The 21,913-nt window shown below is 65.0% G+C and carries 21 protein-coding genes; 15 read left to right on the plus strand and 6 right to left on the minus strand.

All coding sequences use genetic code 11. From position 1 onward, the window contains the following. Positions 1–110: 110 nt before the first annotated feature. The 3 genes from ilvC to NFW05_RS11355 all read left to right on the plus strand — a co-directional run bounded on the left by ilvC (position 111) and on the right by NFW05_RS11355 (position 3,765). Positions 111–1,127, plus strand: a complete 1,017-nt coding sequence (ilvC, locus tag NFW05_RS11345) for a ketol-acid reductoisomerase (protein WP_295306571.1) — start codon at positions 111–113, stop codon at positions 1,125–1,127. A gap of 191 nt (positions 1,128–1,318) precedes the next feature. After that, the gene (pssA, locus tag NFW05_RS11350; RefSeq protein WP_295306574.1) at positions 1,319–2,092 is read left to right on the plus strand and encodes a CDP-diacylglycerol--serine O-phosphatidyltransferase; all 774 of its coding nucleotides are present in this window, start codon (positions 1,319–1,321) and stop codon (positions 2,090–2,092) included. A gap of 134 nt (positions 2,093–2,226) precedes the next feature. Continuing rightward, on the plus strand, positions 2,227–3,765 hold the full coding sequence (locus NFW05_RS11355; protein WP_295306577.1) for a 2-isopropylmalate synthase: 1,539 nt from the start codon (positions 2,227–2,229) through the stop codon (positions 3,763–3,765). Positions 3,766–3,785: 20 nt separating this feature from the next. Here NFW05_RS11355 and NFW05_RS11360 read toward each other — a convergent pair whose 3' ends face one another. Beyond that, positions 3,786–4,151 carry a DUF2069 domain-containing protein gene (locus tag NFW05_RS11360; protein ID WP_295306581.1) on the minus strand — a complete coding sequence of 122 codons (366 nt, stop codon included), beginning with the start codon at positions 4,149–4,151 and terminating at the stop codon, positions 3,786–3,788. 13 nt (positions 4,152–4,164) lie between these two features. Next, a complete protein-coding gene (wrbA, locus tag NFW05_RS11365) occupies positions 4,165–4,761 on the minus strand; it encodes an NAD(P)H:quinone oxidoreductase (protein WP_295306584.1) in 597 nt (198 codons plus the stop codon). Positions 4,762–4,781: 20 nt separating this feature from the next. Here wrbA and NFW05_RS11370 point away from each other — a divergent pair, with 20 nt between their 5' ends. Then, positions 4,782–5,624: a YihY family inner membrane protein gene (locus tag NFW05_RS11370; RefSeq protein WP_295306587.1), complete on the plus strand. Its 843-nt coding sequence runs from the start codon at positions 4,782–4,784 to the stop codon at positions 5,622–5,624. Here NFW05_RS11370 and NFW05_RS11375 read toward each other — a convergent pair. The 4 genes from NFW05_RS11375 to NFW05_RS11390 all read right to left on the minus strand — a co-directional run bounded on the left by NFW05_RS11375 (position 5,621) and on the right by NFW05_RS11390 (position 10,670). Continuing rightward, positions 5,621–7,141 (minus strand): hypothetical protein, encoded by a 1,521-nt coding sequence (locus NFW05_RS11375; protein WP_295306590.1) that lies wholly within the window; start codon positions 7,139–7,141, stop codon positions 5,621–5,623. The genes NFW05_RS11370 and NFW05_RS11375 overlap by 4 nt on opposite strands. A 154-nt stretch (positions 7,142–7,295) precedes the next feature. Next, on the minus strand, positions 7,296–7,814 hold the full coding sequence (locus NFW05_RS11380) for a hypothetical protein (protein WP_295306593.1): 519 nt from the start codon (positions 7,812–7,814) through the stop codon (positions 7,296–7,298). Positions 7,815–7,909: 95 nt separating this feature from the next. Beyond that, entirely contained in the window at positions 7,910–9,304 is a 1,395-nt protein-coding gene (mgtE, locus tag NFW05_RS11385) for a magnesium transporter (protein WP_295306596.1), read from the minus strand. A 445-nt stretch (positions 9,305–9,749) separates the two neighbouring features. Next, positions 9,750–10,670 carry a recombination-associated protein RdgC gene (locus NFW05_RS11390; RefSeq protein ID WP_366918267.1) on the minus strand — a complete coding sequence of 307 codons (921 nt, stop codon included), beginning with the start codon at positions 10,668–10,670 and terminating at the stop codon, positions 9,750–9,752. Positions 10,671–10,807: 137 nt separating this feature from the next. On the opposite strand from NFW05_RS11390, the gene NFW05_RS11395 reads away from it, so the two are divergent. The 11 genes from NFW05_RS11395 (at position 10,808) to rbfA (ending at position 21,912) form a co-directional block, all read left to right on the plus strand. Continuing rightward, positions 10,808–11,635, plus strand: a complete 828-nt coding sequence (locus NFW05_RS11395; RefSeq protein WP_295306599.1) for a 3',5'-nucleoside bisphosphate phosphatase — start codon at positions 10,808–10,810, stop codon at positions 11,633–11,635. 18 nt (positions 11,636–11,653) lie between these two features. Then, positions 11,654–12,280 (plus strand): L-threonylcarbamoyladenylate synthase, encoded by a 627-nt coding sequence (locus tag NFW05_RS11400; RefSeq protein WP_295306602.1) that lies wholly within the window; start codon positions 11,654–11,656, stop codon positions 12,278–12,280. A 17-nt stretch (positions 12,281–12,297) separates the two neighbouring features. Further along, positions 12,298–12,951 carry a site-2 protease family protein gene (locus tag NFW05_RS11405; RefSeq protein WP_295306791.1) on the plus strand — a complete coding sequence of 218 codons (654 nt, stop codon included), beginning with the start codon at positions 12,298–12,300 and terminating at the stop codon, positions 12,949–12,951. 17 nt (positions 12,952–12,968) lie between these two features. After that, the gene (locus NFW05_RS11410) at positions 12,969–14,192 is read left to right on the plus strand and encodes a tryptophan--tRNA ligase (protein WP_295306604.1); all 1,224 of its coding nucleotides are present in this window, start codon (positions 12,969–12,971) and stop codon (positions 14,190–14,192) included. A gap of 6 nt (positions 14,193–14,198) precedes the next feature. Then, positions 14,199–15,047, plus strand: coding sequence for a ScpA family protein (locus NFW05_RS11415; protein WP_295306794.1), 849 nt, complete (start codon positions 14,199–14,201; stop codon positions 15,045–15,047). Then, complete coding sequence (scpB, locus tag NFW05_RS11420) at positions 15,013–15,621, plus strand: SMC-Scp complex subunit ScpB (RefSeq protein ID WP_295306605.1); 609 nt, start codon at positions 15,013–15,015, stop codon at positions 15,619–15,621. The genes NFW05_RS11415 and scpB overlap by 35 nt, the downstream gene beginning before the upstream one ends. Continuing rightward, complete coding sequence (rluB, locus tag NFW05_RS11425; RefSeq protein WP_295306607.1) at positions 15,590–16,552, plus strand: 23S rRNA pseudouridine(2605) synthase RluB; 963 nt, start codon at positions 15,590–15,592, stop codon at positions 16,550–16,552. Before scpB ends, rluB begins: the two co-directional genes overlap by 32 nt. A gap of 122 nt (positions 16,553–16,674) precedes the next feature. Next, the gene (rimP, locus tag NFW05_RS11430; RefSeq protein ID WP_295306610.1) at positions 16,675–17,142 is read left to right on the plus strand and encodes a ribosome maturation factor RimP; all 468 of its coding nucleotides are present in this window, start codon (positions 16,675–16,677) and stop codon (positions 17,140–17,142) included. A 14-nt stretch (positions 17,143–17,156) separates the two neighbouring features. Then, positions 17,157–18,629, plus strand: coding sequence for a transcription termination factor NusA (gene nusA, locus NFW05_RS11435; protein WP_295306613.1), 1,473 nt, complete (start codon positions 17,157–17,159; stop codon positions 18,627–18,629). Positions 18,630–18,648: 19 nt separating this feature from the next. Then, the gene (gene infB, locus NFW05_RS11440) at positions 18,649–21,525 is read left to right on the plus strand and encodes a translation initiation factor IF-2 (RefSeq protein ID WP_295306616.1); all 2,877 of its coding nucleotides are present in this window, start codon (positions 18,649–18,651) and stop codon (positions 21,523–21,525) included. Then, entirely contained in the window at positions 21,526–21,912 is a 387-nt protein-coding gene (gene rbfA, locus NFW05_RS11445; protein ID WP_295306617.1) for a 30S ribosome-binding factor RbfA, read from the plus strand. Position 21,913 lies beyond the last annotated feature (1 nt).

The following is a 21,913-nucleotide window of genomic DNA, read 5'->3' on the forward strand; positions in this document are numbered from 1 at the left end:
TTGCGAGCAGGCCTGTACGCCACGCGCAGTCAGGCGATGCCGCGTACGGGTGGCACAGCCGATTGATTTCACGGCCTCCGGGCAGATCGACCAGCAAGAGAGGAAATGGCATGAAAGTGTATTACGACAAGGACGCCGACCTGTCCCTGATCAAGGGCAGGAAGGTGACGATCGTCGGCTACGGTTCGCAGGGACACGCGCACGCACAGAATCTGAGCGATTCGGGGGTCAAGGTCACCGTCGGTCTGCGCCGGGAGGGGGCTTCGTGGGGCAAGGCCGAGAGCGCCGGTCTCAAGGTCGAGGAAGTAGCCCGGGCCGTGCGCGGCGCGGACGTGGTCATGATGTTGCTTCCCGACGAGAGCATCCCGCAGGTGTACCATGCCGAGGTCGCGCCAAACATGAAGAAGGGCGCCGCACTGGCTTTTGCTCACGGTTTCAACATCCATTACAACCAGGTGGTTCCCCGCGACGATCTCGACGTGATCATGGTCGCTCCGAAAGGTCCGGGACACACCGTGCGCTCGGAATACCTGAAAGGCGGTGGCGTCCCCTCGCTGATCGCCGTACACCAGGATCGTTCGGGAAAGGCCAGGGACCTTGCGCTGTCTTACGCCGCGGCGAACGGCGGGACCAAGGGTGGGGTCATCGAGACGAGCTTCCGCGAGGAAACCGAGACTGACCTTTTCGGCGAACAGACAGTCCTCTGCGGCGGGGCGGTCGAACTCGTCAAGATGGGTTTCGAGACGCTCGTCGAGGCAGGCTACGCACCCGAGATGGCCTATTTCGAGTGTCTGCACGAACTCAAGCTGATCGTCGACCTGATGTACGAAGGCGGCATCGCCAACATGAACTACTCGATATCGAACAATGCCGAATACGGGGAGTACGTGACCGGCCCGCAAGTCATCAACGAGCAATCTCGGGCAGCGATGCGCAGCGCTCTGCAGCGCATACAGAACGGCGACTATGCCAAGATGTTCATCCTCGAGGGCAGGACCAACTATCCGGCGATGACCGCACGTCGCAGGCTGATCGCGCAGCATCCGATCGAGACGGTGGGCGCCCAGTTGCGGGACATGATGCCCTGGATCAGGAAGAACCGCCTCGTCGATCAGAGCAGGAACTGACCGTCGACGTGCCGGGGATGCTCGATCGCGGCGAGGATGGCCTCAGTTGGGGAGGCCGCTCCCTCTTTCTTGCTCTCCGGCTTGCCTTCCAGGGCCGATGATCGCCGGGAGCACTTTCTTCCGGTTGTCCCCGGTTCCCGCGCATCCCGCTTTGCCACCGTATCCTCCGGGCGTCGATCGCCAGTCGTGCAATGCCTGAAATCAAGCCTCGCAAGACCCTGTTCAACCCCGAGTTGCGGCGGCGAGGCATTTACGTGCTGCCAAACCTCTTCACGACCGGCGCTCTGTTCTGCGGGTTCTTTGCCATCGTCCAGGCGATGACCGGCAGCTTCGAGCGGGCTGCCGAAGCGATCTTTGTGGCGATGGTCCTCGATGGCCTCGATGGCCGCGTCGCGCGGATGACCCGCACGCAGAGCGCATTTGGTGCCGAGTTCGACTCGCTTTCCGACATGGTCTCCTTCGGCGTGGCTCCGGCGCTGGTGACCTACGCCTGGGCGCTCGAGGACATGGGACGCCTCGGCTGGATCGCAGCGTTCATCTATTGCGTCGGTGCGGCTCTGCGTCTGGCGCGTTTCAACACGACGCTCGAGGTGATCGACAGGCGCTACTTCCAGGGCCTACCGAGTCCGGCTGCGGCAGCGCTGGTCACCGGCTTTCTCTGGGTGATGATCGACAAGCAGGTGGCTGCCGACGACGTACGCTGGTTTGCCTGCGGTCTCGTGATTTTTGCCGGCATCTCGATGGTGTCGACCATTCGCTTCTACAGCTTCAAGGACGTCAACCTGCGGCGCAGCGTGCCTTTCATCTCAATCGTGGCGATCGCGCTGGCCTTTGCCGTCGTTTCCTACGATACGCCGGTCGCGCTCTTCGGTCTCTTCGTCGCGTACGGCTTTTCGGGTTACGTTCTCGCTCTCGTCAGCCGCTTTCGCCGCAAGCCTCCGTCGTCTCAGCCGCCGCCGGTCTGAGCGCTTCGCGTCGCCGGCCGCCCGTGGTCCGGCAATGGGGTTGGTCGATCGGAGCGGATCGGCTGAGCTCCGCAGGGCTTGTGCGGAGGGGCGAGCGCCACCCATGATCATCCTCACTTCCGGAGATTCGGAACATGAAAGAGCATCTGGTCATTTTCGACACCACCCTGCGCGACGGCGAGCAGAGCCCGGGCGCATCGATGACCCGGGAAGAAAAGCTGCGCGTTGCCCGTCAACTCGAGCGGATGCAGGTCGACGTGATCGAGGCGGGCTTCGCCGCGGCGTCGCCCGGGGACTTCGAGGCGATCAGGTCGATTGCCCGGGTGATCAGGGGCTCGACCGTCTGCTCGCTCGCCCGCTCCAACGAAAACGACATCCGCCGGGCGGGAGAGGCGATCGCTCCGGCCGCGCGCGGTCGAATCCATACGTTCATCGCGACCAGCCCGATCCACATGGAAAAGAAGCTGCGCATGACGCCTGATCAGGTCGTCGATGCGGCCGTGCGGGCCGTGCTCTGGGCGCGCGAGTACACCGATGAAGTCGAGTTTTCCGCGGAAGACGCGGTACGCTCGGATGTGGACTTTCTGTGTCGGGTTTTCGGGGCGGTGATCGACGCCGGAGCGACGACGATCAATGTGCCGGATACGGTCGGCTACAGCGTTCCGCACGTCTGGGGTGGGCTGATCCACACGCTGATCGAGCGTGTTCCCGGCGCTGATCGGGTGGTGTGGTCTACCCATTGTCACAACGATCTCGGGATGGCCGTGGCAAACTCCTTGTCGGCGGTCCTGGCCGGTGCACGCCAGGTCGAATGCACGATCAACGGCCTCGGCGAGCGTGCCGGCAATGCCTCGCTCGAGGAAGTGGTGATGGCCGTGCGCACGCGCAGCGACCTGTTTCCGGTCGACACGCGGATCGACACGACGCAGATCGTCCCGGCGTCCAAACTCGTCTCGCAGATTACCGGTTATCCGGTTCAGCCGAACAAGGCCGTCGTCGGGGCAAACGCCTTCGCCCACGAATCGGGAATCCACCAGGATGGCGTGCTCAAGCATCGTGAAACCTACGAGATCATGCGTGCCGAAGACGTCGGCTGGGCGCAGAACAAGCTGGTTCTCGGCAAGCACTCCGGACGAAACGCGTTCAAGTCCAGGCTGTCGGCCCTGGGGATCGTCTTCGACAGCGAGGAAGCGCTCAACGTCGCGTTTGCGCGCTTCAAGGAACTGGCTGACAAGAAGCACGAAATTTTCGACGAGGATCTGCAGGCGCTGGTGTCCGACGAGGTCCAGACGCCCGATGGCGAGTACTACAAGCTGGCCTATTCGCGTGTCTGCTCCGAAACGGGAGAACTTCCGGCCGCCGACGTGACGCTGATCGTCGAGGGCTGCGAACGCAAAGCTTCGGGAATCGGCAGCGGGCCGGTGGACGCGACGTTCAAGGCGATCGAGTCGGTTGCTGGCAGCGGTGCCAAACTCATGCTCTATTCGGTCAACGCGATCACCACGGGCACCGATGCCCAGGGCGAGGTGACTGTTCGCCTGGCCAGAGGTGGGCGAATTGTGAACGGCAACGGGGCAGATACCGACATCGTCATCGCCTCCGCCAAGGCCTATCTCAATGCCCTGAACAAGCTGCAGTTCCCCGATCGGCTCGATCCTCAGGGCGACGTGTGAACGCCGCCGGGGCGAGGGCCTCAGCTGCGGGGGAGGGGACCTGCGCGCTGCGTCGGGCGCGTCAGCCTGACGTAGGCCAGGCAGGCCGCGAAGAAGATCAGTGATAGCGCGATCTCGACGACGGCGAGCGCCTGGGCCATCCCCTGATCGGTCGTCGCACGCACGACGCCCTCACAGAAATAGGCCAGAATCAGCATCGAAGCCCACTGGCAGGTATAGCGGCGGCCATGCAGGATGCCGAACAGCGGGGCGAGAAGCGGCAGGCTCTTGATCGCCAGCCAGGATCCCCCGGGGCTGATCGGCGCCACACTCAGCTCCCAGGCCAGGCCGAGGAAGATCAGCGCGATCAGCGAGACACAGGCGGTGAGATGGAGTGCGCGAATCATTTTCCGGCGTGGATTAGTTCCCGGCGAGTCTCAAGGCGATCGTCGCCAGCCGTCGTCCCTGCGCAAAAGCGAGTTGTCGCTCGTCGTCACTGAGTGTCGGGTTGCCTTCCGCTCCGGCCACGTGGCTCGCGCCGTAAGGCGTACCACCGGTGCGCGTCGCTGCCAGCGCCGCTTCGGAGTAGGGCAGACCGACCAGCAGCATGCCGTGGTGCATCAGCGGGAGCATCATCGACAGGAGCGTGCTTTCCTGTCCGCCGTGGGCACTCGCGGTGGACGTGAAGACGCAGGCAGGCTTTCCGGCCAGCGTTCCGGCCGACCAGAGGGCAGCGGTGCCGTCCCAGAAGTACTTCATTGGCGCGGCCATGTTGCCGAAGCGCGTCGGACTGCCGAGCGCCAGACCGATGCATTCGGTGAGGTCAGCGGGCTCGACGTATGGTGCGCCGGAGGCCGGGATGTCCGGTTCGACCGCGCTGCAGACTGACGAAACCCTGGGGACCGTGCGCAGACGTGCGGCGACGTTCCCGGTGGACTCGACGCCGCGAGCGAGTTGCTGGGCCAGTGCGCGCACCGAGCCCCGATGGCTGTAGTAGAGAACGAGAATGTCTGGCATCGGTCTATTATAGGAACATCATGTCTGGCGTGTCCCTTCCGTTTCGTCGTTTCGTCGCACGTCTGGGACGCCGCTTCGTCGAGGAGAACTTCGATCAGATCAGCGCCAGTCTCGCCTTCACGACGCTGCTCTCGCTGGTCCCGCTGGTCGCGGTGGTGTTGAGCATCGTCGCCGTCGTGCCGTTCTTTCCCAACCTCGTCGAGCAGCTCGAAATATTCCTGGCGCGAAGCTTCCTGCCCGAACGCAATGCCGGTCTGATCATCCAGCACGTGCTGCGCTTTTCCAGGCAGGCGGTGAAAGTCACCGCGGTCGGTTCGGTGGCCCTCGTGGCCACCGTCGTGCTGCTCCTGTTGACCATCGAGCGAGCCTTCAACCACGTCTGGCGAGTAACCGAGCCGCGGAAATGGTGGCGGCGCCTGCGCCTCTACGCGGCGATGGTCGTCATCTGGCCACTGGTCATTGGCGGGGTGGCCCTGGCCAGCTCCTATGCCGTGACCACCTCGCTCGGTCTGCTCGACGAGCCGCCCTGGGTCAGGCGAATGTTGCTCAAGGCGCTCGCTCTGATGGTTGCCGGCGCATTCCTCGGCGGCCTGTACCATGCTCTCCCGAACACCCGGGTTGCGCCTCGTGATGCCGGCGTGGCGGGACTGTGTGCGGCGCTCGGTTTTCTCGTCCTGCAATGGGGTTTCGAGCTGTACCTGGCAAGGTTTCCGTCTTATGCGGCGGTGTACGGCACACTCGCGACGCTGCCGGTCTTTCTGTTGTGGCTTTATCTGTCCTGGGCCGTCGTGCTCATCGGGGCCCTGATTGCGGCGACTCTGCCCGAGTTCAGGGATTCGCCCGGCGGCTCCGGGTTCGGCTAGAACGGATCGTCACTCGTCTCGATCGAGAGGATCTCGACGCTGCCAGTCTGTTCGTCTACCTGGCTGGCGTCGACCTCGCGGACGACGACGTTCTGGCCCTCGGTGAGCAGGAGCAGCTTCCGGCGTTCTTCTCTTGGCAATGCCCCGGAGGCGACGACCAGCGACTGGCGGTCGCGCAGCTTGGGGATGGCTGGAAGGATCAGCACCTGCAGATACTCGGCTCCTTGGTTTGTTGCCCGGCGTGCGAGAATCGCCGGCTCGGCTCTCGGCGCGAGCAGCTGCAGTCCGAGTTCGAGGTGCTCGGGGTTTTCCGAGGCTGCCCAGCGAACCATGCAGATCTGCCAGTCCGGGCTGGACCCTGGACGAATGGTGACGACATCACCCACGGAGATCGCTCCGGTGTTGCCGGATACATGCATCACCGCATAACCGTCGGGGCTGGCGTTGGTGATCATCCAGGTCGACAGGTCTACGCTCGTCGACTCACCTTTCCGGCTCAATTGCCAGAGCCCTTCGATTCCCGTTGCCAGGAGCGTCCGGTGGTCCTGCCTCCGGCGCTGAAAGCGGCGCTTGGCTGGTTCCCCCCAGCGCCTGACCAGACGCCGCAGGACTCCGAGCCCGCCGGGAGTTCCGGCGAAATCGGGCAGATCGATCGCCGCCGGAAGGGCGCCTGCTTCGAGCTGGGCGATGTGGCTCCTGAGCAGCATGCACAGGCGGTAACACGAGAAACCGTCGAGCGCAGCCAGTGGCACGATACCCTTGCGCAGCGACGGGATGGCCGGGACGTCGCGCTGCGGATCGATCAGGAAGGTGTCCGGCTCGGCGGCAGTCACTCTGCTGAGGGCTTCGATCTGGTCGGCGTGCCTCGCGAAACACTCGGAAAGGAAGACAATCTCGCGCGGCGTCAGCGATGCGGGCTGCGCACAGCCGAGCAGAACCGCCGAATGATACACGTTCTGCAGACTGTGTTTCGCGCCCACAGGAAGCGCATTCTGGAGCTGCAGGCCACGCGCGGCAGCGTAGGTCTGGTGAAGCTGTTGCCACGTTCCCGGCCGGGCAGGGGAAGCGATCAGGTGGCCGATGAGCAGCTGCTGGGTGAGTGCATCGACACTCCGCCAGAGTGCCAGAGCAGACGACGCAGACGTGCCGAATCGCTGTTCAGGAAGCTCGGACAGGGTGCGTGTGTCATCGGCAAGCATCTGCAGCAGGTCGATGACGCTGCGCACGAGCCGCCGCTCCTTCCTGGGGACTGGCAAGACAAGGTCATTGCCCAGCGCCGAGACCAGGTCGGAGATCACCGTCATGCTCCGCGCGTACAGTCGTCCGAAGGCGTCCGCCCGTTGCGGCGGGCTTGCCTCGACGTCGTGCAGGGCCTTGAGGTGCGAGCGGAGCGATGGGACTTCCTCTGCCGGGTGAGGCGCCGCAGGCAGTTCCAGCCACTGAAGGATGCTCCTGATCCCGGAATGAGGTAGGGCGCTCTTCTCTTTGCCCGCAGTGCCAGATAGCATTTCGGTCATCAGACCACCAGCCGGAAACGGATTGCCTCCCGATGCGGCTGGCTCCACCGGTCACCGCCGTCAGGCGGCAGGTGCCTCCAGCCTCGCCGCGCGCGGCACCCGACGCACGGGATACCGGTCGATCATGTTTGAATTATAGCGCAGAAAGGATCGCCTACTTGCACTGCAGCGCGTGCTGCACTCTGGAGGTCGAATCGGAGAACTTCCACATCTCCGCGGCGGGGTCGGTGAGCGAGGCGTTCACCTTCAGGTAGACGTTTCCATAGCCATCGAAGTCATGACCCAGATTGCCCTGGATGCGGCCCTCCCTGTTGCACACGAGCCAGAAGCGCGCCTGGGCTGCCGTTTCGCCCTTGCCGAAGGTGACCACGACGGCACTGATGATCGGATCGAAGTCCCAGGTCTTGTTCTCCCGGACGAGGAAGGCCACGGAGATTTCTTCCGGAGCTGGTTCCGACAACTTCGCCGTGAGCGTGAAATGTCTCCTGTCGGCTTCGCTCGATGCTCGCCGCGGCGGGCCGGGCCAACTCAAGTCGTAGCTGTTCCCTTCGACAGGCGAAAAATCTGCCGAAACGAGCCTGACGGTTCGTGTCGTCGATCCGAACTGCGCCAGGGCCGCGTCGGCCGCCAAGCCGACGAGCAGCGCGAGGGCAACCAATCTGGTCATGGCCATGCATCTCTCCTGAGACATCTGCAAAACTTCACGGATCACCCAGCATCCTCGGGTCGGCAGGAGCCGGCGTCGATCTCGTGGCTGCCTGCCGCTCGTCAGCCCAGTCCGTAAATCGCTGTGGCGATGGCGAAATAGTTGAGCACTCCGAGCACGTCGATCGCCGTCGTCACGAAGGGTCCAGTGGCGATCGCGGGGTCGATCTTCATCCGGTGGAACATCATCGGCAGCACGACGGCGAGGATCGCCGCTCCAGTCATGTTGCCGAGAATCGTGAAGCCGACGACCTGCCCCAGCGCGAGGCTGTGGTGGACGAAATAGCCGAACAGGCCGAGGCTCGTTCCATAAAGCGCGCCGAGGATCAGCCCGACCCTGAACTCCTTGAACAGGAAACGTCCGGTATGGCGAAGGTCGATAGCCCCGGTGGCCAGACCACGCACCGCCACCGTCGCAGACTGGACACCGACGTTGCCGGCCATGCCCATGATCACCGGCAGGAAGGCGCTCAGCGCGAGCACCCTGGCGAGGATACCTTCGAAGTGTTCGATCACGCCGGTTGCCGCAAGCCCTCCGCCAAACGCTGCGAGCAGCCACGGCAGCCGGATGCGAGCGATCCTGAACGGCGAATGCGCGAGGATCTCGGATTCGCTCGTGCCGGCCATGCGCAACATTTCCTTGGTCGTTTCGCTCTGGATCACGTCGAGGACGTTATCGACGGTGACCGCTCCGACCAGGACGTTTTCGCCGTCGACGACCGGAAGTGCCAACAGGTTGTGCTTGTCGACGAGACGGGCGACGGTCTCCTGTTTCGTGTCAGTGGTCACCATGATCGTCTGCGGGTTCATCAGCTCCTCGAGCCTCGCCTCGGGGGGGGCGAGCAGCAATTGCCGAAGCGAGATGACGCCAACCAGGCGGCCTCCGAGACCGGTTACGTAGAGGTAGAAGACCGTGTCCTGTTCGTCGCGCGTGCGGATCGCCTTGATTGCCTCTTCAACGGGGGTGTCGAGGGGCAGCGAAAAGACGTCGGTGGTCATGATTCCGCCCGCCGTGTCGGGCGGGTAGCGAAGAAGGCTCTCGACGTCTTCCTGGTCGTCCTTGGGCAGGATCGCCAGGAGCCGGTCGCGTTGCGCTTCGTCGAGCGAACCGAGCAGGTCGGTGAGCGCCTCAGGACTCAGGTACAAAACGAGTTCGGAGAGCACTGTCGGCGGCAGGTCGGTGAGCAGGAACTCGCGCAATTCGGGGGAGACGAGCTTGAGCACCTCGGCGGCGACTTCCTTCTCCTGGATGTCGCAGAAAACCCCGGCGACCCGATTCCTGGTCAGGGCCTCGAGTATGCTCGCCAAGTCCTGTGGCGAGATCTTGGCCAGCATGCGCTTCAGCGAACGATGGGCGCTGTAGTCGTAGAGACGCCCGATCGTCTCGATCAGCAGTTTGGCCTTCGAATCGTCCTCGTCTTCGGGCCTGGGCGCTTTGTTTTCGGTGTCGATGAACATGGCGGAACTCCCGTGGTCGCTGGCCGTCACGGCTCGGGAAGCTCGCGCCCCGATGCTCCTCCGGCCAGCGAGGTAGGCTTATAGCACAAGCTCGCCGGGTCGCAACAGGAATATGACAAAAACCCGGTCATTCACCGGAAAACATGGCCAAAAACAAGAAAAAATTCTTTCACATCGGTCTGGATATGACAAAGTCGTGATCTGCCGAGGGCCCGACGGAGGCCTTTCGGGACTCGCGTACCGGGGCGGTCGAGGTGCGCCGGAAGTCATCCGCTGGCCACTCGGCGGTGGCTGTGGGTCGTCGCGTGGCGGCTCTTTCACGCCGCGGGGAATATCGGTTGCCGCGGCCCTTGGCGAGCGCATTCGTCGCTTCGCCTACGCCCGTGGGCGACGCCCGTTCCTCCGGTCGGCCGGACCGGCGGGCGCTTCGTTGAGCGCGTCGATGCTAACTGGCCGGGGCTTCGCCGCCGAGCTCGGCGACCAGATCGCCGATCATCTTGCCGAGTTCGCCGGTCATCAGCGTGAGATCGCTGTCGAAACGCTCATCCGCGTCGTCTGTCTGAGCTTCCGCCTGTTCCCTGAGGATGTCGAGAAAGGCCAGGCGCCTGATCTGCAGGGATTCACCGAGGACGAACGAAATCCGGTCATTCCAGGTCATCGCCAGGCGCGTCACGGTTTTCCCGGCAGCGATGTGTTGCGGAATCTCCACTCCTTCGAGTGGGTGATTGAGGTAGCGGACGGTCGCCTTCTCGTTCGATCGCAACTCGACTTCCTGGTCGACGGTGAACCCCGCCGGTGCCTCGCCGTCGGCGACCCAGGCGGTCATCGCCGCCGACGGTGAGCGGAGCACCTTGAGCGGCTTGACCGGCGGCCGCTCGGTCGACCTGCGCAGATGCTCGAGAAATTCCTCGGCCTTGGCCGGCGAAGCCGTGTCGACGACCAGCCAGCCTCCGACCCGATCGATCCAGCCAAAAGTCGTTCTCCGGCGGACGAAGGCCCGTGGCAGAAGTTCGAGGGTCATCGCCTCGACGATCGTGCGCATTTCGCGCCGCCCGACGCTCCGGCCCTCGCTCTCCTCGATTTCCCGGGCGCGGTCAGCGGCAAAGCGTTTGACCACCGACGCCGGGAGCAACTTCTCCTCGACGCCGAGGGCGAGCAGCCACTGCCGATCCACCGCGTGCACCAAGGGGCCGGGTTCGCGCGGAGCAACCCAGCCGAGACTGCGCGCCTCGGTTGCCGCACAACACTGGAGGCCATGCCTGGCCAGCTGATCGGCTAATTGCTCGGCGTCGATCGCCCAGTCTGCCGGCAGGCGGTAGAGTTGCAGGTTCTTGAACCACATCGTCGGCTCCGAAAAAGCGCTCAATTATAGGCGCCATCGCCCGCCGGCGCGTGGCACGGTCATCTCGGGCAGCGCGCGTCGCAGGGGACTTGCCGCCGGGAGGAGCGAGTGCCTGTGCTATGATCTACGGCTTGCCTTCGCGCTGTTTGGCGTTTGTCCCGATGAATTGCGATCTTCATTGTCACTCCACCTGTTCGGATGGGCTGCTGCTGCCAGGGGAAGTCGCGCGCAGGGCTGCGGCGAACGGGGTGACCCTTCTGTCGCTGACCGACCACGACGATCTTCAGGGTCTGCCGGTGGCGCGCGCGGTTGCCGGCGAGACGGGGATGCGTTTCGTCAGCGGCGTCGAAGTCTCGATCGAGTGGGGCGGGCTGCAGATCCATGTCCTCGGCTATGCCTTCGACGAGTCCGATGCGCTGCTGCGCGCCGGTCTCGAAGGGATCTGTTCGGGACGGATCGAGCGGGCGCAGCGGATGTCCGCGGACCTCGAAAGGATAGGCATCACCGGCGCCTTCGACGGCGCGATGCGTTACGCGGCCAACCCGAAGCTGATCAGCCGCGCGCATTTCGCACGTTATCTCGTCGAGATCGGGCTGTGCAGGGATCTGCACGCCGTCTTCGACTCGTACCTCGTCCCCGGACGACCGGGCTATGTCGCCCACCGCTGGGCGACGCTCGCTGATTCGCTGGGCTGGATTCTCGGCGCCGGGGGGGTCGCGGCGGTCGCCCATCCTGGCCGCTACCGCCTGTCGCGTTCCGAGTTGCGGCGCTTCCTCGGTGAGTTCAGGGATCTCGGCGGGCAGGCGATCGAGGTCCTGTCGGGGAGTCACACTCCCGAGCAGGTCGAGACCTTCTCGCGACTGGCCAAGGAGTTCGACTTCCTGGCCTCGCGCGGTTCCGACTTTCACGGACCGGGCGAAAGCCATGTCGACCTTGGCCTTTTGCCGCCGCTGCCCGAAACCCTGAAGCCGGTCTGGGTGCTTTTCTGACGATGCCGAACGCTGCCGATGGCTGAGTATCTGTTGGTCCATCCCGACAATCCCCAGGGCCGGCTGCTGGTGCGAGCCGTCGAGGTCATCCGCCAGGGGGGGGTCATCGCCTTGCCGACCGATTCGAGCTATGCGCTGGGCTGTCAGCTCGGCGACAAGGCCCCGGTCGAGAAGATTCGCGCGCTGCGTGACGTCGACGAGCGGCATCATCTGACGCTGATGTGCCGCGACCTGTCGCAGATCGGGCAGTTCGCCCGTGTCGACAACGCGCGGTACCGCCTGCTCAAGGCGACGACGCCGGGCAGCTACACTTTCATCCTCGAGGGGACCCGCGAACTGCCGCGGCGCGTGCTGCATCCGAAGCGCAAGACGATCGGCCTGCGCGTGCCCGCGCACACGGTGACGCGGGCCCTGCTCGAGACGCTCGGCGAGCCGCTGCTGACCTCGACGCTGATCGTCGCCGGAGACGATCTGCCGCTCACCGAAGGCTGGGAGATCAGAGACCGGCTCGGCGCGCAGCTCGACCTGATCCTCGACGGAGGCCGCTGCGGAATCGAGCCGACGACGGTGATCGACCTGACCGGAGCGCTGCCCGAACTCGTCCGCGCCGGTCGGGGATCGCTGGCGCCGTTCGGCCTGGATTGAGGAGTCGGATGATGAACCTGTTCGCTTTTGTCGCGAGCATTGCCATTGCGGCGCTGCCGGTGGTCCTGGCGATCACCCTTCACGAGGCGGCACACGGTTACGCCGCTCGCCATTTCGGCGATCCCACTGCCTGGCAGGAGGGGCGGATCACCGCCAATCCGTTGAAGCACATCGACCCGATCGGCACGATCCTCGTTCCGGCGCTGATCCTGCTGCTCTCCGGCAACAGTCTTTTGTTCGGCTGGGCCAAGCCCGTGCCGGTCAATTTCGGCCGTCTGCGGCACCCGAAGCGCGACATGCTCTGGGTCGCCGCTGCCGGACCGGGGGCCAATCTGGCGATGCTCCTCGCCTGGGCCGCCGTGTTCAAGCTCGCCTGGCTGCTGCCGGTCAACGTCTTCAGCCTGCCGATGGCCGAGATGGCGAAGATCGGAATCGGCATCAACATCGCCCTGATGGTCCTCAACCTGTTTCCCCTGCCGCCGCTCGACGGCGGGAGGATCGCGGTCAGCCTGCTGCCGCCCGAAGCCGCGTGGCGCTTCGCGCAGATCGAGCGCTTCGGCTTTCCGATCCTTCTGCTGCTGCTCTTCACCGGTGTGCTGGGCTCCGTGCTGACCCCGGTGATGCGTGTGGTCGCCGGCGTAGTCGAAGTCCTCTTCCAGTTACCCTCCTGAACCGTCTGACGCCCGACATGTACGCAGAACGAGTCCTCTCCGGAATGCGCCCCACCGGCAGCCTGCATCTCGGTCATTACCACGGCGTGCTCAAGAACTGGGTCCGCTTGCAGGAAGAGTATCCCTGCCTGTTCTTCGTCGCCGACTGGCACGCGCTGACCACCGAGTACGACGACCCGCAGGGGATCGTCGCGGCCTCGTGGGAGATGGTCATCGATTGGCTCGCCGCCGGTGTCGATCCGTCGCGGGCGACGCTGTTCATTCAGTCGCAGGTTCCCGAGCACGCCGAACTCCATCTGCTGCTCTCGATGATGACGCCGCTTGGCTGGCTCGAGCGCGTGCCGACCTACAAGGACCAGCAGGAGAAACTCGAGAACAAGGATCTGTCGACCTACGGCTTCCTTGGCTATCCGCTGCTGCAGGCGGCCGACATCCTGATCTATCGCGCCGACAAGGTGCCGGTCGGTGAGGACCAGGTGCCGCACATCGAGTTTTCGAGAGAGATCGCTCGCCGGTTCAATCATCTCTACGGGCGCGAGTCGGGCTTCGAGGACAAGGCCCGGGAGGCGGCGCGCAGGCTCGGCGCGCGCCGGGCACGGCGCTTCGACGAACTGCGCACGCGCTTCCAGCAGCAGGGAGAGCAGTCGGCGATCGAACTCGCGCACGCCCTGCTCGACGAGGTTCACGACCTTTCGCACGCCGACCGCGAGCGGCTCTTCGGCTATCTCGAAGGCACCGGCAAGATGATCCTCGTCGAACCCGGCGCGCTGCTCACCGAAGCGTCGCGGATGCCGGGTCTCGACGGGCAGAAGATGTCGAAATCCTACGGCAATACGATCACGCTGCGCGAGGACGCCGCGTCGGTGACCCAAAAGCTCCGCCGGATGCCCACCGACCCCGCGCGAATCCGGCGTAGCGATCCCGGCGACCCCGGCAAGTGCCCGGTCTGGCCGCTGCATCAGGTCTATTCCGATGAGGGCTGCCAAGCGTGGGTGCAGCAGGGCTGCCGGAGCGCTGCGATCGGCTGTCTCGACTGCAAGCAGCCGGTGATCGACGGCATCCTGCGTGAGCAGGCGCCGATGCGCGAGCGTTCGCAGCCCTACCTCGACAATCCGGCACTGGTCCGCGAGATCATCGCCGATGGCAACGGCAAGGCGCGTCACCTGGCCCGCGAGACGATGCGCGACGTACGCCAGGCGATGGGCCTCGATTATGACCGGGGTCGCGTGGGGGGGACCTGAGCGGTGATCGGCGACGTAGCGATTCTCGACCAGGGACGGGTCGGCCAGGCTGCCGGCGCGCCGCTCGCGCGCGTCTATGGCGCGCCGCTCGACCAGTTGCCGCACGACCTGTACATCCCGCCGGACGCGATGGCGGTGATGCTCGAGGCCTTCGAAGGACCTCTGGACCTTCTCCTCTACCTGATCCGCAGGGCGAACGTGAACGTGCTCGACATTCCGATGGCCTTGCTGACCGAGCAGTACCTCGTCTACGTCGAGGCGATGCGTTCGCAGAACCTCGAACTCGCCGCCGATTACCTGGTCATGGCGGCGATGCTCATCGAAATCAAGTCGCGGATGCTTCTGCCCAAACCGAAGGTGGTCACCGGCGATTCGGCCGAAGACCCGCGTGCCGAGCTCGTACGCCGTCTCGTCGAGTACGAGCAGATGAAGCGCGCGGCGCAGCGGCTCGGCGAAGTCCCGCAGGCCGAGCGCGATTTCGACTGGGTCGAGGCGTGGGTCGAGAAAGGGCTGCTGCGCCTGCCGGAGGTCAGCGCCGAAGACCTGCAGAATGCCTGGCGGGGGATCCTGCGCCAGGCCCGACTGCACACCCGGCATCTGGTGCAGCGCGAGGAACTGTCGGTGCGCGAGCACATGGGCAAGATCCTTCGGTGCCTGCGCGAGGCGAGCGGCTTTGTCGACTTCGTCGATCTCTTCGATCCGGGACAGGACGTTGCGGTGGTCGTCGTCCATTTTCTCGCGCTGCTCGAACTGGCGCGCGAGCGTCTGCTGGAAATGACCCAGGTCGAAGCCTTTGCCCCGATCTATCTCCGCCTGACCGATGAGCGAAGCGATTCCCGACCGGCGTCCGGATGATGCCCTGCCGGGCAGCCCGGCAGCGGTCAGGAAGGTGCTCGAGGCGGTATTGCTGAGTGCCCGCGAGCCGTTGTCGCTGGCCGACCTGCGCAAGGTGTTTGCCGATCAGCTCGCTGGAGATGTCGTGCGGTCGCTGCTCGACGAGTTGCGCGCCGAGTGGGGAGATCGCCCGCTCGAGTTGCTGCAGGTGGCCAGCGGCTGGCGCTTTCGCACGCGCGCCGAGTTCATGCCTTACCTCGAACGGCTCAATCCCGAACGGCCGCCGCGCTATTCGCGCGCGGTGCTCGAGACCCTGGCGATCATCGCTTATCGCCAACCGGTCACGCGCGGCGACATCGAGGACATTCGCGGGGTCAGCGTGGCGACTCAGGTCATCCGCGTCCTCGAGGAGCGTGGCTGGATTGACGTCGTCGGCCACCGCGATACCCCCGGACGACCGGCGCTGCTGGCGACGACCCGCAAGTTTCTCGACGACCTCGGTCTACGCAGTCTTGCCGATTTGCCGCCACTCGATCAGATCAATCCCGACCTGGACCTCGTCGATGTCAAGCCCCCGACGCAGACTTCCTCCTGATTCCGCTCCCGGCCGACAGCCCGGCAATCCGGCGCGAGGCCAGCCCCGATCGCCGGTCAGGTTAAGCGGTGAAGTCGCTGACCTGGGCATTGTCCGGCCGGGTCAGCCTGCGTCGCCGGCCCGCCGGCGTCAGCCGGCGGCGCAGGGCCAGCCAGAGAGACTGCACAAGCTGCTGGCCAACAGCGGAGTTGGCTCGCGCCGGGAGATGGAGGGGCTGATCGCTGCCGGGCGCGTCGCCGTCAATGGTCAGGCGGCGCATCTCGGCCAGGTGGTCAGCCCGGGCGATCGTGTCAAGGTCAATGGCAAGCTCGTGCAGCTGCGCTTTTCCGATCGGCTGCCACGGATAATTCTCTATCACAAGCCGGAAGGCGAGATCGTCTCGCGCAACGATCCGGGTCGTCGTCCGAACGTGTTCACAGCACTGCCGAAGATTTCGGCCGGGCGCTGGGTGGCTGTCGGCCGCCTGGACTTCAACACCAGCGGCCTGCTGTTGCTGACCACTTCGGGCGAACTGGCCAACCGGTTGATGCACCCCCGATACGAGCTTGTCCGCGAGTACGCGGTGCGGGTTCTCGGCGAGATCTCCGCCGACGCCCGGCACCGTCTGATCCAGGGCGTCGGTCTGGCCGACGGCCCGGCACAATTCGCGAGCTTCGAGGATGCCGGGGGTGAAGGAGCCAACCGCTGGTACCGGGTCGCGCTCCACGAGGGCCGCAATCGGGAAGTGCGCCGGATGTTCGAGGCCGTCGGCGCGGTCGTCAGCCGGCTGATCCGGGTGCGTTACGGCCCGTTCTTCCTGCCGCGAGGGCTCAGGCGGGGCCAGGTCGTCGAGCTCGCGGAGGCCGAAGTCCGTCGCCTGCTCGATGACTTCGGGCTATCTACAGGCCAGCCGGGTCGTTTTCCGGCCGTCCGGCGCAGCCGACCGGGCTGATCCGGAGGGTCCGCCGACCAATTTACGTCCACAGCGTTTTTCATTATAATCCAAGGGCTTTCCGCTGGCCCCACGGGGCATTCTTTCGGGATGGGCTTTTCGCCCATTTTTTGTTTGCAGAGATGGATGTCTACGAAGTTCTGGAGAAGACAGTGACCGGCCTCGGCTATGAACTGGTCGATGTCGAGAGGAGCCCGCGCGGGCGCGTGCTCCGCGTGTTTATCGACAGGCAGCAGAAGCCTGGCGGGGTGGATATCGATGATTGCGTTCTGGTCAGCAATCAGCTTTCCCGGGTGCTGGCCGTCGAGAATGTCGACTACGATCGGCTCGAGGTGTCCTCACCGGGTCTCGACAGGCCGCTGCGCCGCGAGTCGGATTTCGTACGCTTCGCGGGCTCGGTGATCAGCCTCAGGCTGCACCTCGCGCTGAACGGGCGGCGGAACTTCAGCGGAGTTCTGCAGGGTGTGCTGTCCGGAAAGGTGATCGTTCAGACCGACGGTGGGGAACTGCAGTTTGACCTTGCGAACATCGAGAAGGCGCGGCTCGTGCCCCGGTTCGAGACACCGAAGTCGGGCGACAGGCTGGTTTAGGAGGTGATGAGGAAATGAGCCGAGAAATCCTGCTGCTGGTGGATGTCCTGGCGCGCGAGAAGAACGTGGCCAAGGACATCGTCTTCGGCGCTCTGGAGCTGGCGCTGGCCTCGGCGACGAAGAAGCGGATTCACGACGAGGCCAACGTTCGCGTGGCGGTCGATCGCGAGACCGGAGATTTCGAAACGTTCCGTCGCTGGGAGGTCGTCGCCGATGAGGACTTCGTCAGCGAGCAGCATCAGGTTCCACTCTCCGAAGCGTTGACTCAGGACCCCGAAGTCGAGATCGGGGACTACCTCGAAGAGGCGCTCGAGCCGATCGACTTCGGTCGTATCGGGGCGCAGGCGGCCAAGCAGGTGATCCTGCAGAAGATTCGCGACGCGGAGCGGGAGCAGGTGCTCAGTGACTTCCTGAGTCGCAAGGAGCATCTGGTCACCGGAACGATCAAGCGCATGGAGCGCGGCAATGCGATCATCGAAACCGGCAAGATCGAAGCGCTGCTGCCGCGGGACCAGATGATTCCCCGCGAGAACCTGCGCGTCGGCGACCGGGTCAAGGCCTACCTGCTGCGCATCGACCGCTCGGCGCGCGGCCCGCAGCTGATCCTCTCGCGGACTGCTCCGGAATTCATCATCCAGCTCTTTGCCTTGGAAGTCCCCGAGGTCGACGACGGCCTTCTGGAGATCAAGGCCGCAGCGCGGGATCCGGGGATGCGTGCGAAGATCGCGGTCAAGTCGAACGATCAGCGCATCGACCCGATCGGGACTTGTGTCGGCATGCGTGGCTCGCGCGTGACCGCGGTGACCAACGAGCTTGCTGGCGAAAGGGTGGACATCGTTCTCTGGTCGGCCGATCCGGCGCAGTTCGTAGTCGGTGCGCTGGCTCCTGCCGAGGTGAGCTCGATCATCGTCGACGAAGACAAGCACAGCATGGACGTCGTCGTCGACGAGCAGAATCTGGCGATTGCCATCGGTCGCGGTGGTCAGAATGTCCGCCTTGCTTCGGAACTGACCGGCTGGATAATCAACCTGATGACGGAAGAGGAGTCGAAGACGCTCGTCGAGGCCGAGGCGGCAGCAGTCCGCGTGCTCTTCATGGAGAAACTCGACGTCGACGAAGACCTGGCCAACGTGCTGATCGACGAGGGGTTCTCGACGATCGAGGAGGTGGCCTACGTACCGCTGCACGAGATGCTCGAGATCGAGGCCTTCGACGAGGCCACCGTTCAGGAGTTGCGCGAGCGGGCACGCAACGTTCTGCTGACCGAGGCGATTGCCACCGAGGAGCACCTCGGTGACGTCTCGGAGGACCTGCTGAACCTCGAGGGAATGGACAAGTCGCTGGCCGGCAAGCTCGCTGGCAACGGCGTCAAGACCCGCGACGAACTCGCGGATCTGGCCGTCGACGAGTTGACCGAGATGACCGGCATCGATGAGCAGCGAGCGAGACAATTGATCACCAAGGCGCGTGCGCACTGGTTCGAGTGAGGGGGGAAGAGGAGTCCACATGGCGCAAACAAGTGTTGCCCAATTTGCCACGCAGCTGAAGATGCCGGCCAGTTCGCTGCTCGAGCAACTGCAGCGGGCCGGCGTGGTCAAGAAGCAGGCGGACGACCTGCTCACCGAACAGGACAAGTCCCGGCTGCTCGATTACCTGCGGCGTGCACACGGCCCGGCGGACACGCGCACCAAGATCACGCTGACGCGCAAGGAAACGACCGAGATCAGGCAGCAGGATTCGCGCGGCAAATCACATACCGTGCAGGTCGAGGTGCGCAGGAAGCGGGTTCTGGTCAAGCGCGAAGCACCCGAGCCGAAACCCGAGGCGACGAGCGCGAAGGCGGTCACAGAAGCCGTGCCGGTGGCCGCGGTCAGTGAAGCCGTCGTTCCGCCGGTTCCCGAGCCGGTTCCCGAGCCGGTCGTCGTGTCTGTCGCTCCACCTGTCGCGGCGCGTGCCGAGGCGGTGGCCACGGAAGCAGTCGCCCCACCGCCAGCGGAGGCGCCGGTCCGCGCACCCGAGCCAGTGGCTCAGGAGGTCGCTCCGCCGCCTGCCGAGCCACCGGTCGGCGCCGCCGGTGGCAGGAAGGGTGAGCAGCCGGCGGCCGAGGCGAAGCCACCCGGCACGCGCAAGGTGGTCACGCGTGCGTCTATCATCGGCGAGGAGCAGGAGCGCCTGCGCGCCGAGGAGGAGCGGCGCCATGCCGAGCTGCGAGCGATCCAGGAGGCAGAGTTCAAGAGCAAGCAGCAGCGCAGCGTCGAGCTCGCGCGGCTGAAGCAGGAAGCCGAAGAAAAGGCCGAGGCGGCCAAGGCCGCCGGAGCTGCCAAGCAGGCCGCCGCGCAGACGGCGAGCGACCGGGGGGTCGAGGACAAGACCCTGCACAAGCCCGCTGCGAAGGCCGCGCCGGGCGACAAGAAGCCCGTCGAGAAGAAGGCGCCCGAGAAGAAGGGCGCCGAGAAGAAGGGCCCGTGGAAGAGCGAGGGCGCGAGCCGGCGGCCTGGCCTGAAGACTCGCGGAGTCACCGGGGCCACTGGCTGGCGCGATGCGAAGCACGGCAAGCGGCCGGGCCGCGGGTCGAGCGAGGAAGACGAAGCGCATGCTTTCCAGCTGCCCGTCGAACCCGTCGTGCATCAGGTCTTCGTGCCCGAGACCATTTCGGTGGCCGACCTCGCGCACAAGATGGCGATCAAGGCAACCGAGGTGATCAAGGCGCTGATGAAGATGGGTTCGATGGTCACCATCAACCAGGTGCTCGACCAGGAGACGGCGATGATCATCGTCGAGGAGATGGGCCACAAGGCGTTGGCCGCCAAACTCGACGATCCCGATGCCTTCCTCGCCGAGGTCGTCTCCTCCGACCAGAAGGACGTGCCGCTCGAACCGCGCGCACCGGTGGTCACGGTGATGGGCCACGTCGACCACGGCAAGACCTCGCTGCTCGACTACATCCGGCGGACGCGTGTGGCCAGCGGCGAAGCCGGGGGGATCACCCAGCACATTGGCGCCTACCACGTGAAGACGAGTCGCGGAACGGTCACCTTCCTCGACACGCCGGGTCACGAGGCCTTCACGGCGATGCGTGCTCGCGGCGCCAAGGCGACCGACCTGGTCATTCTGGTCGTCGCTGCCGACGATGGCGTGATGCCGCAGACCCGCGAGGCGATTCACCACGCCAAGGCGGCCGGGGTGCCGATCGTCGTCGCCGTGAACAAGATCGACAAGCCCGGTGCGCAGCCCGACCGGGTGAAGCAGGAGTTGGTTACCGAGCAGGTGGTTCCCGAGGAGTATGGCGGCGACGCACCGTTCGTCCTGGTCTCGGCGAAGACCGGTGCGGGCATCGACGAGTTGCTCGAGAACGTGCTCCTCCAGGCCGAGGTGCTCGAACTCAAGGCGCCGAGAAAGGCGCCAGCCAAGGGCCTGATCATCGAAGCCCGGCTCGACCGGGGTCGGGGACCGGTGGCGACGATGCTCGTCCTTTCGGGATCGCTCCACCAGGGTGACGTGCTGCTCGCCGGGCAGGTCTTTGGCCGGGTGCGCGCGATGCTCGACGAGAACGGCAAGGTCCTCAAGGAGGCTGGCCCGTCGATCCCCGTCGAGATCCTCGGTCTGTCCGACGTCCCGGCTGCCGGCCAGGAAGCCGTCGTGCTCGCCGACGAGCGGAAGGCACGCGAGATCGCGCTTTTCCGCCAGGGCAAGTACCGCGACGTGAAGCTGGCCACCAAGCAGGCGGCCAGCCTGGAAAGCATTCTCGAACAGATGACCGAAGCCGAAGCGAAGGTCCTCGCGCTGATCATCAAGGCCGACGTCCAGGGTTCGCAGGAGGCGCTGGTCCAGTCGCTGCAGAAGCTGTCGACCGGCGAAGTGAAGGTCAACGTCATTCACGCGGCGGTCGGCGCGATCAGCGAGTCCGACGTGTACCTGGCGCAGGCCTCGAAGGCGGTGATCATCGGCTTCAACACCCGCGCGGACGCCGGCGCACGCAAGGCTGCCGAGGCCGCCGGGGTGGACATCCGCTATTACAACATCATTTACGATGCCGTCGATGAGGTCAAGGCCGCGCTGTCCGGCATGCTCGCGCCCGAGAAGCGTGAGGAAGTCACCGGCCTGGTCGAGATCCGCCAGGTCTTCCGGGCGACGAGGATCGGCACGATCGCCGGCTGCTACGTGCTCGAGGGGATCGTCAAGCGCAGCTCCCGGGCGCGTCTGCTGCGCAATCACATCGTCGTCTGGGACGGCGAGATCGAGTCGCTCAAGCGTTTCAAGGACGACGTCAAGGAGGTCAGGGCGGGCTTCGAGTGTGGCCTTTCGCTGCGCAACTTCACCGCCTACGAGGAGGGCGACCAGCTCGAGATCTACGACGTCACGGAAGTCGCGAGGACGCTCTAGGTGGCCGGCAACAGGGGATTCTCGCGCAGCGACCGGATCGCCGAGCAGATCCGTCGCGAGCTGGCCGAACTGATCCGCAGCGAGCTTCGCGATCCTCGCGTCGGCATGGTCAGTCTGACGGAAGTGCAGATCAGTCCCGACTACGCGCACGCCAGGGTCTATTTCAGTACGCTCGCCGGCAGCGAGGGACTCGCCGAGGTCCAGGCCGGTCTGGACAAGGCCTCCGGGTTCCTGCGCAGCGAACTTGGCAAGCGGATCACCATCCACATGACGCCGCAACTGCATTTCGTCTTCGACGAGTCTCTCGAAAGAGGGGCCCAGCTCTCGAAGCTGATCGGCGAGGCGGCAGCGATTTCCGGACACGGCGATCCCCCGGACAGGGGGTAAC

The sequence above is a fragment of the Accumulibacter sp. genome (assembly GCF_023806625.1).
GTDB lineage: Bacteria > Pseudomonadota > Gammaproteobacteria > Burkholderiales > Rhodocyclaceae > Accumulibacter.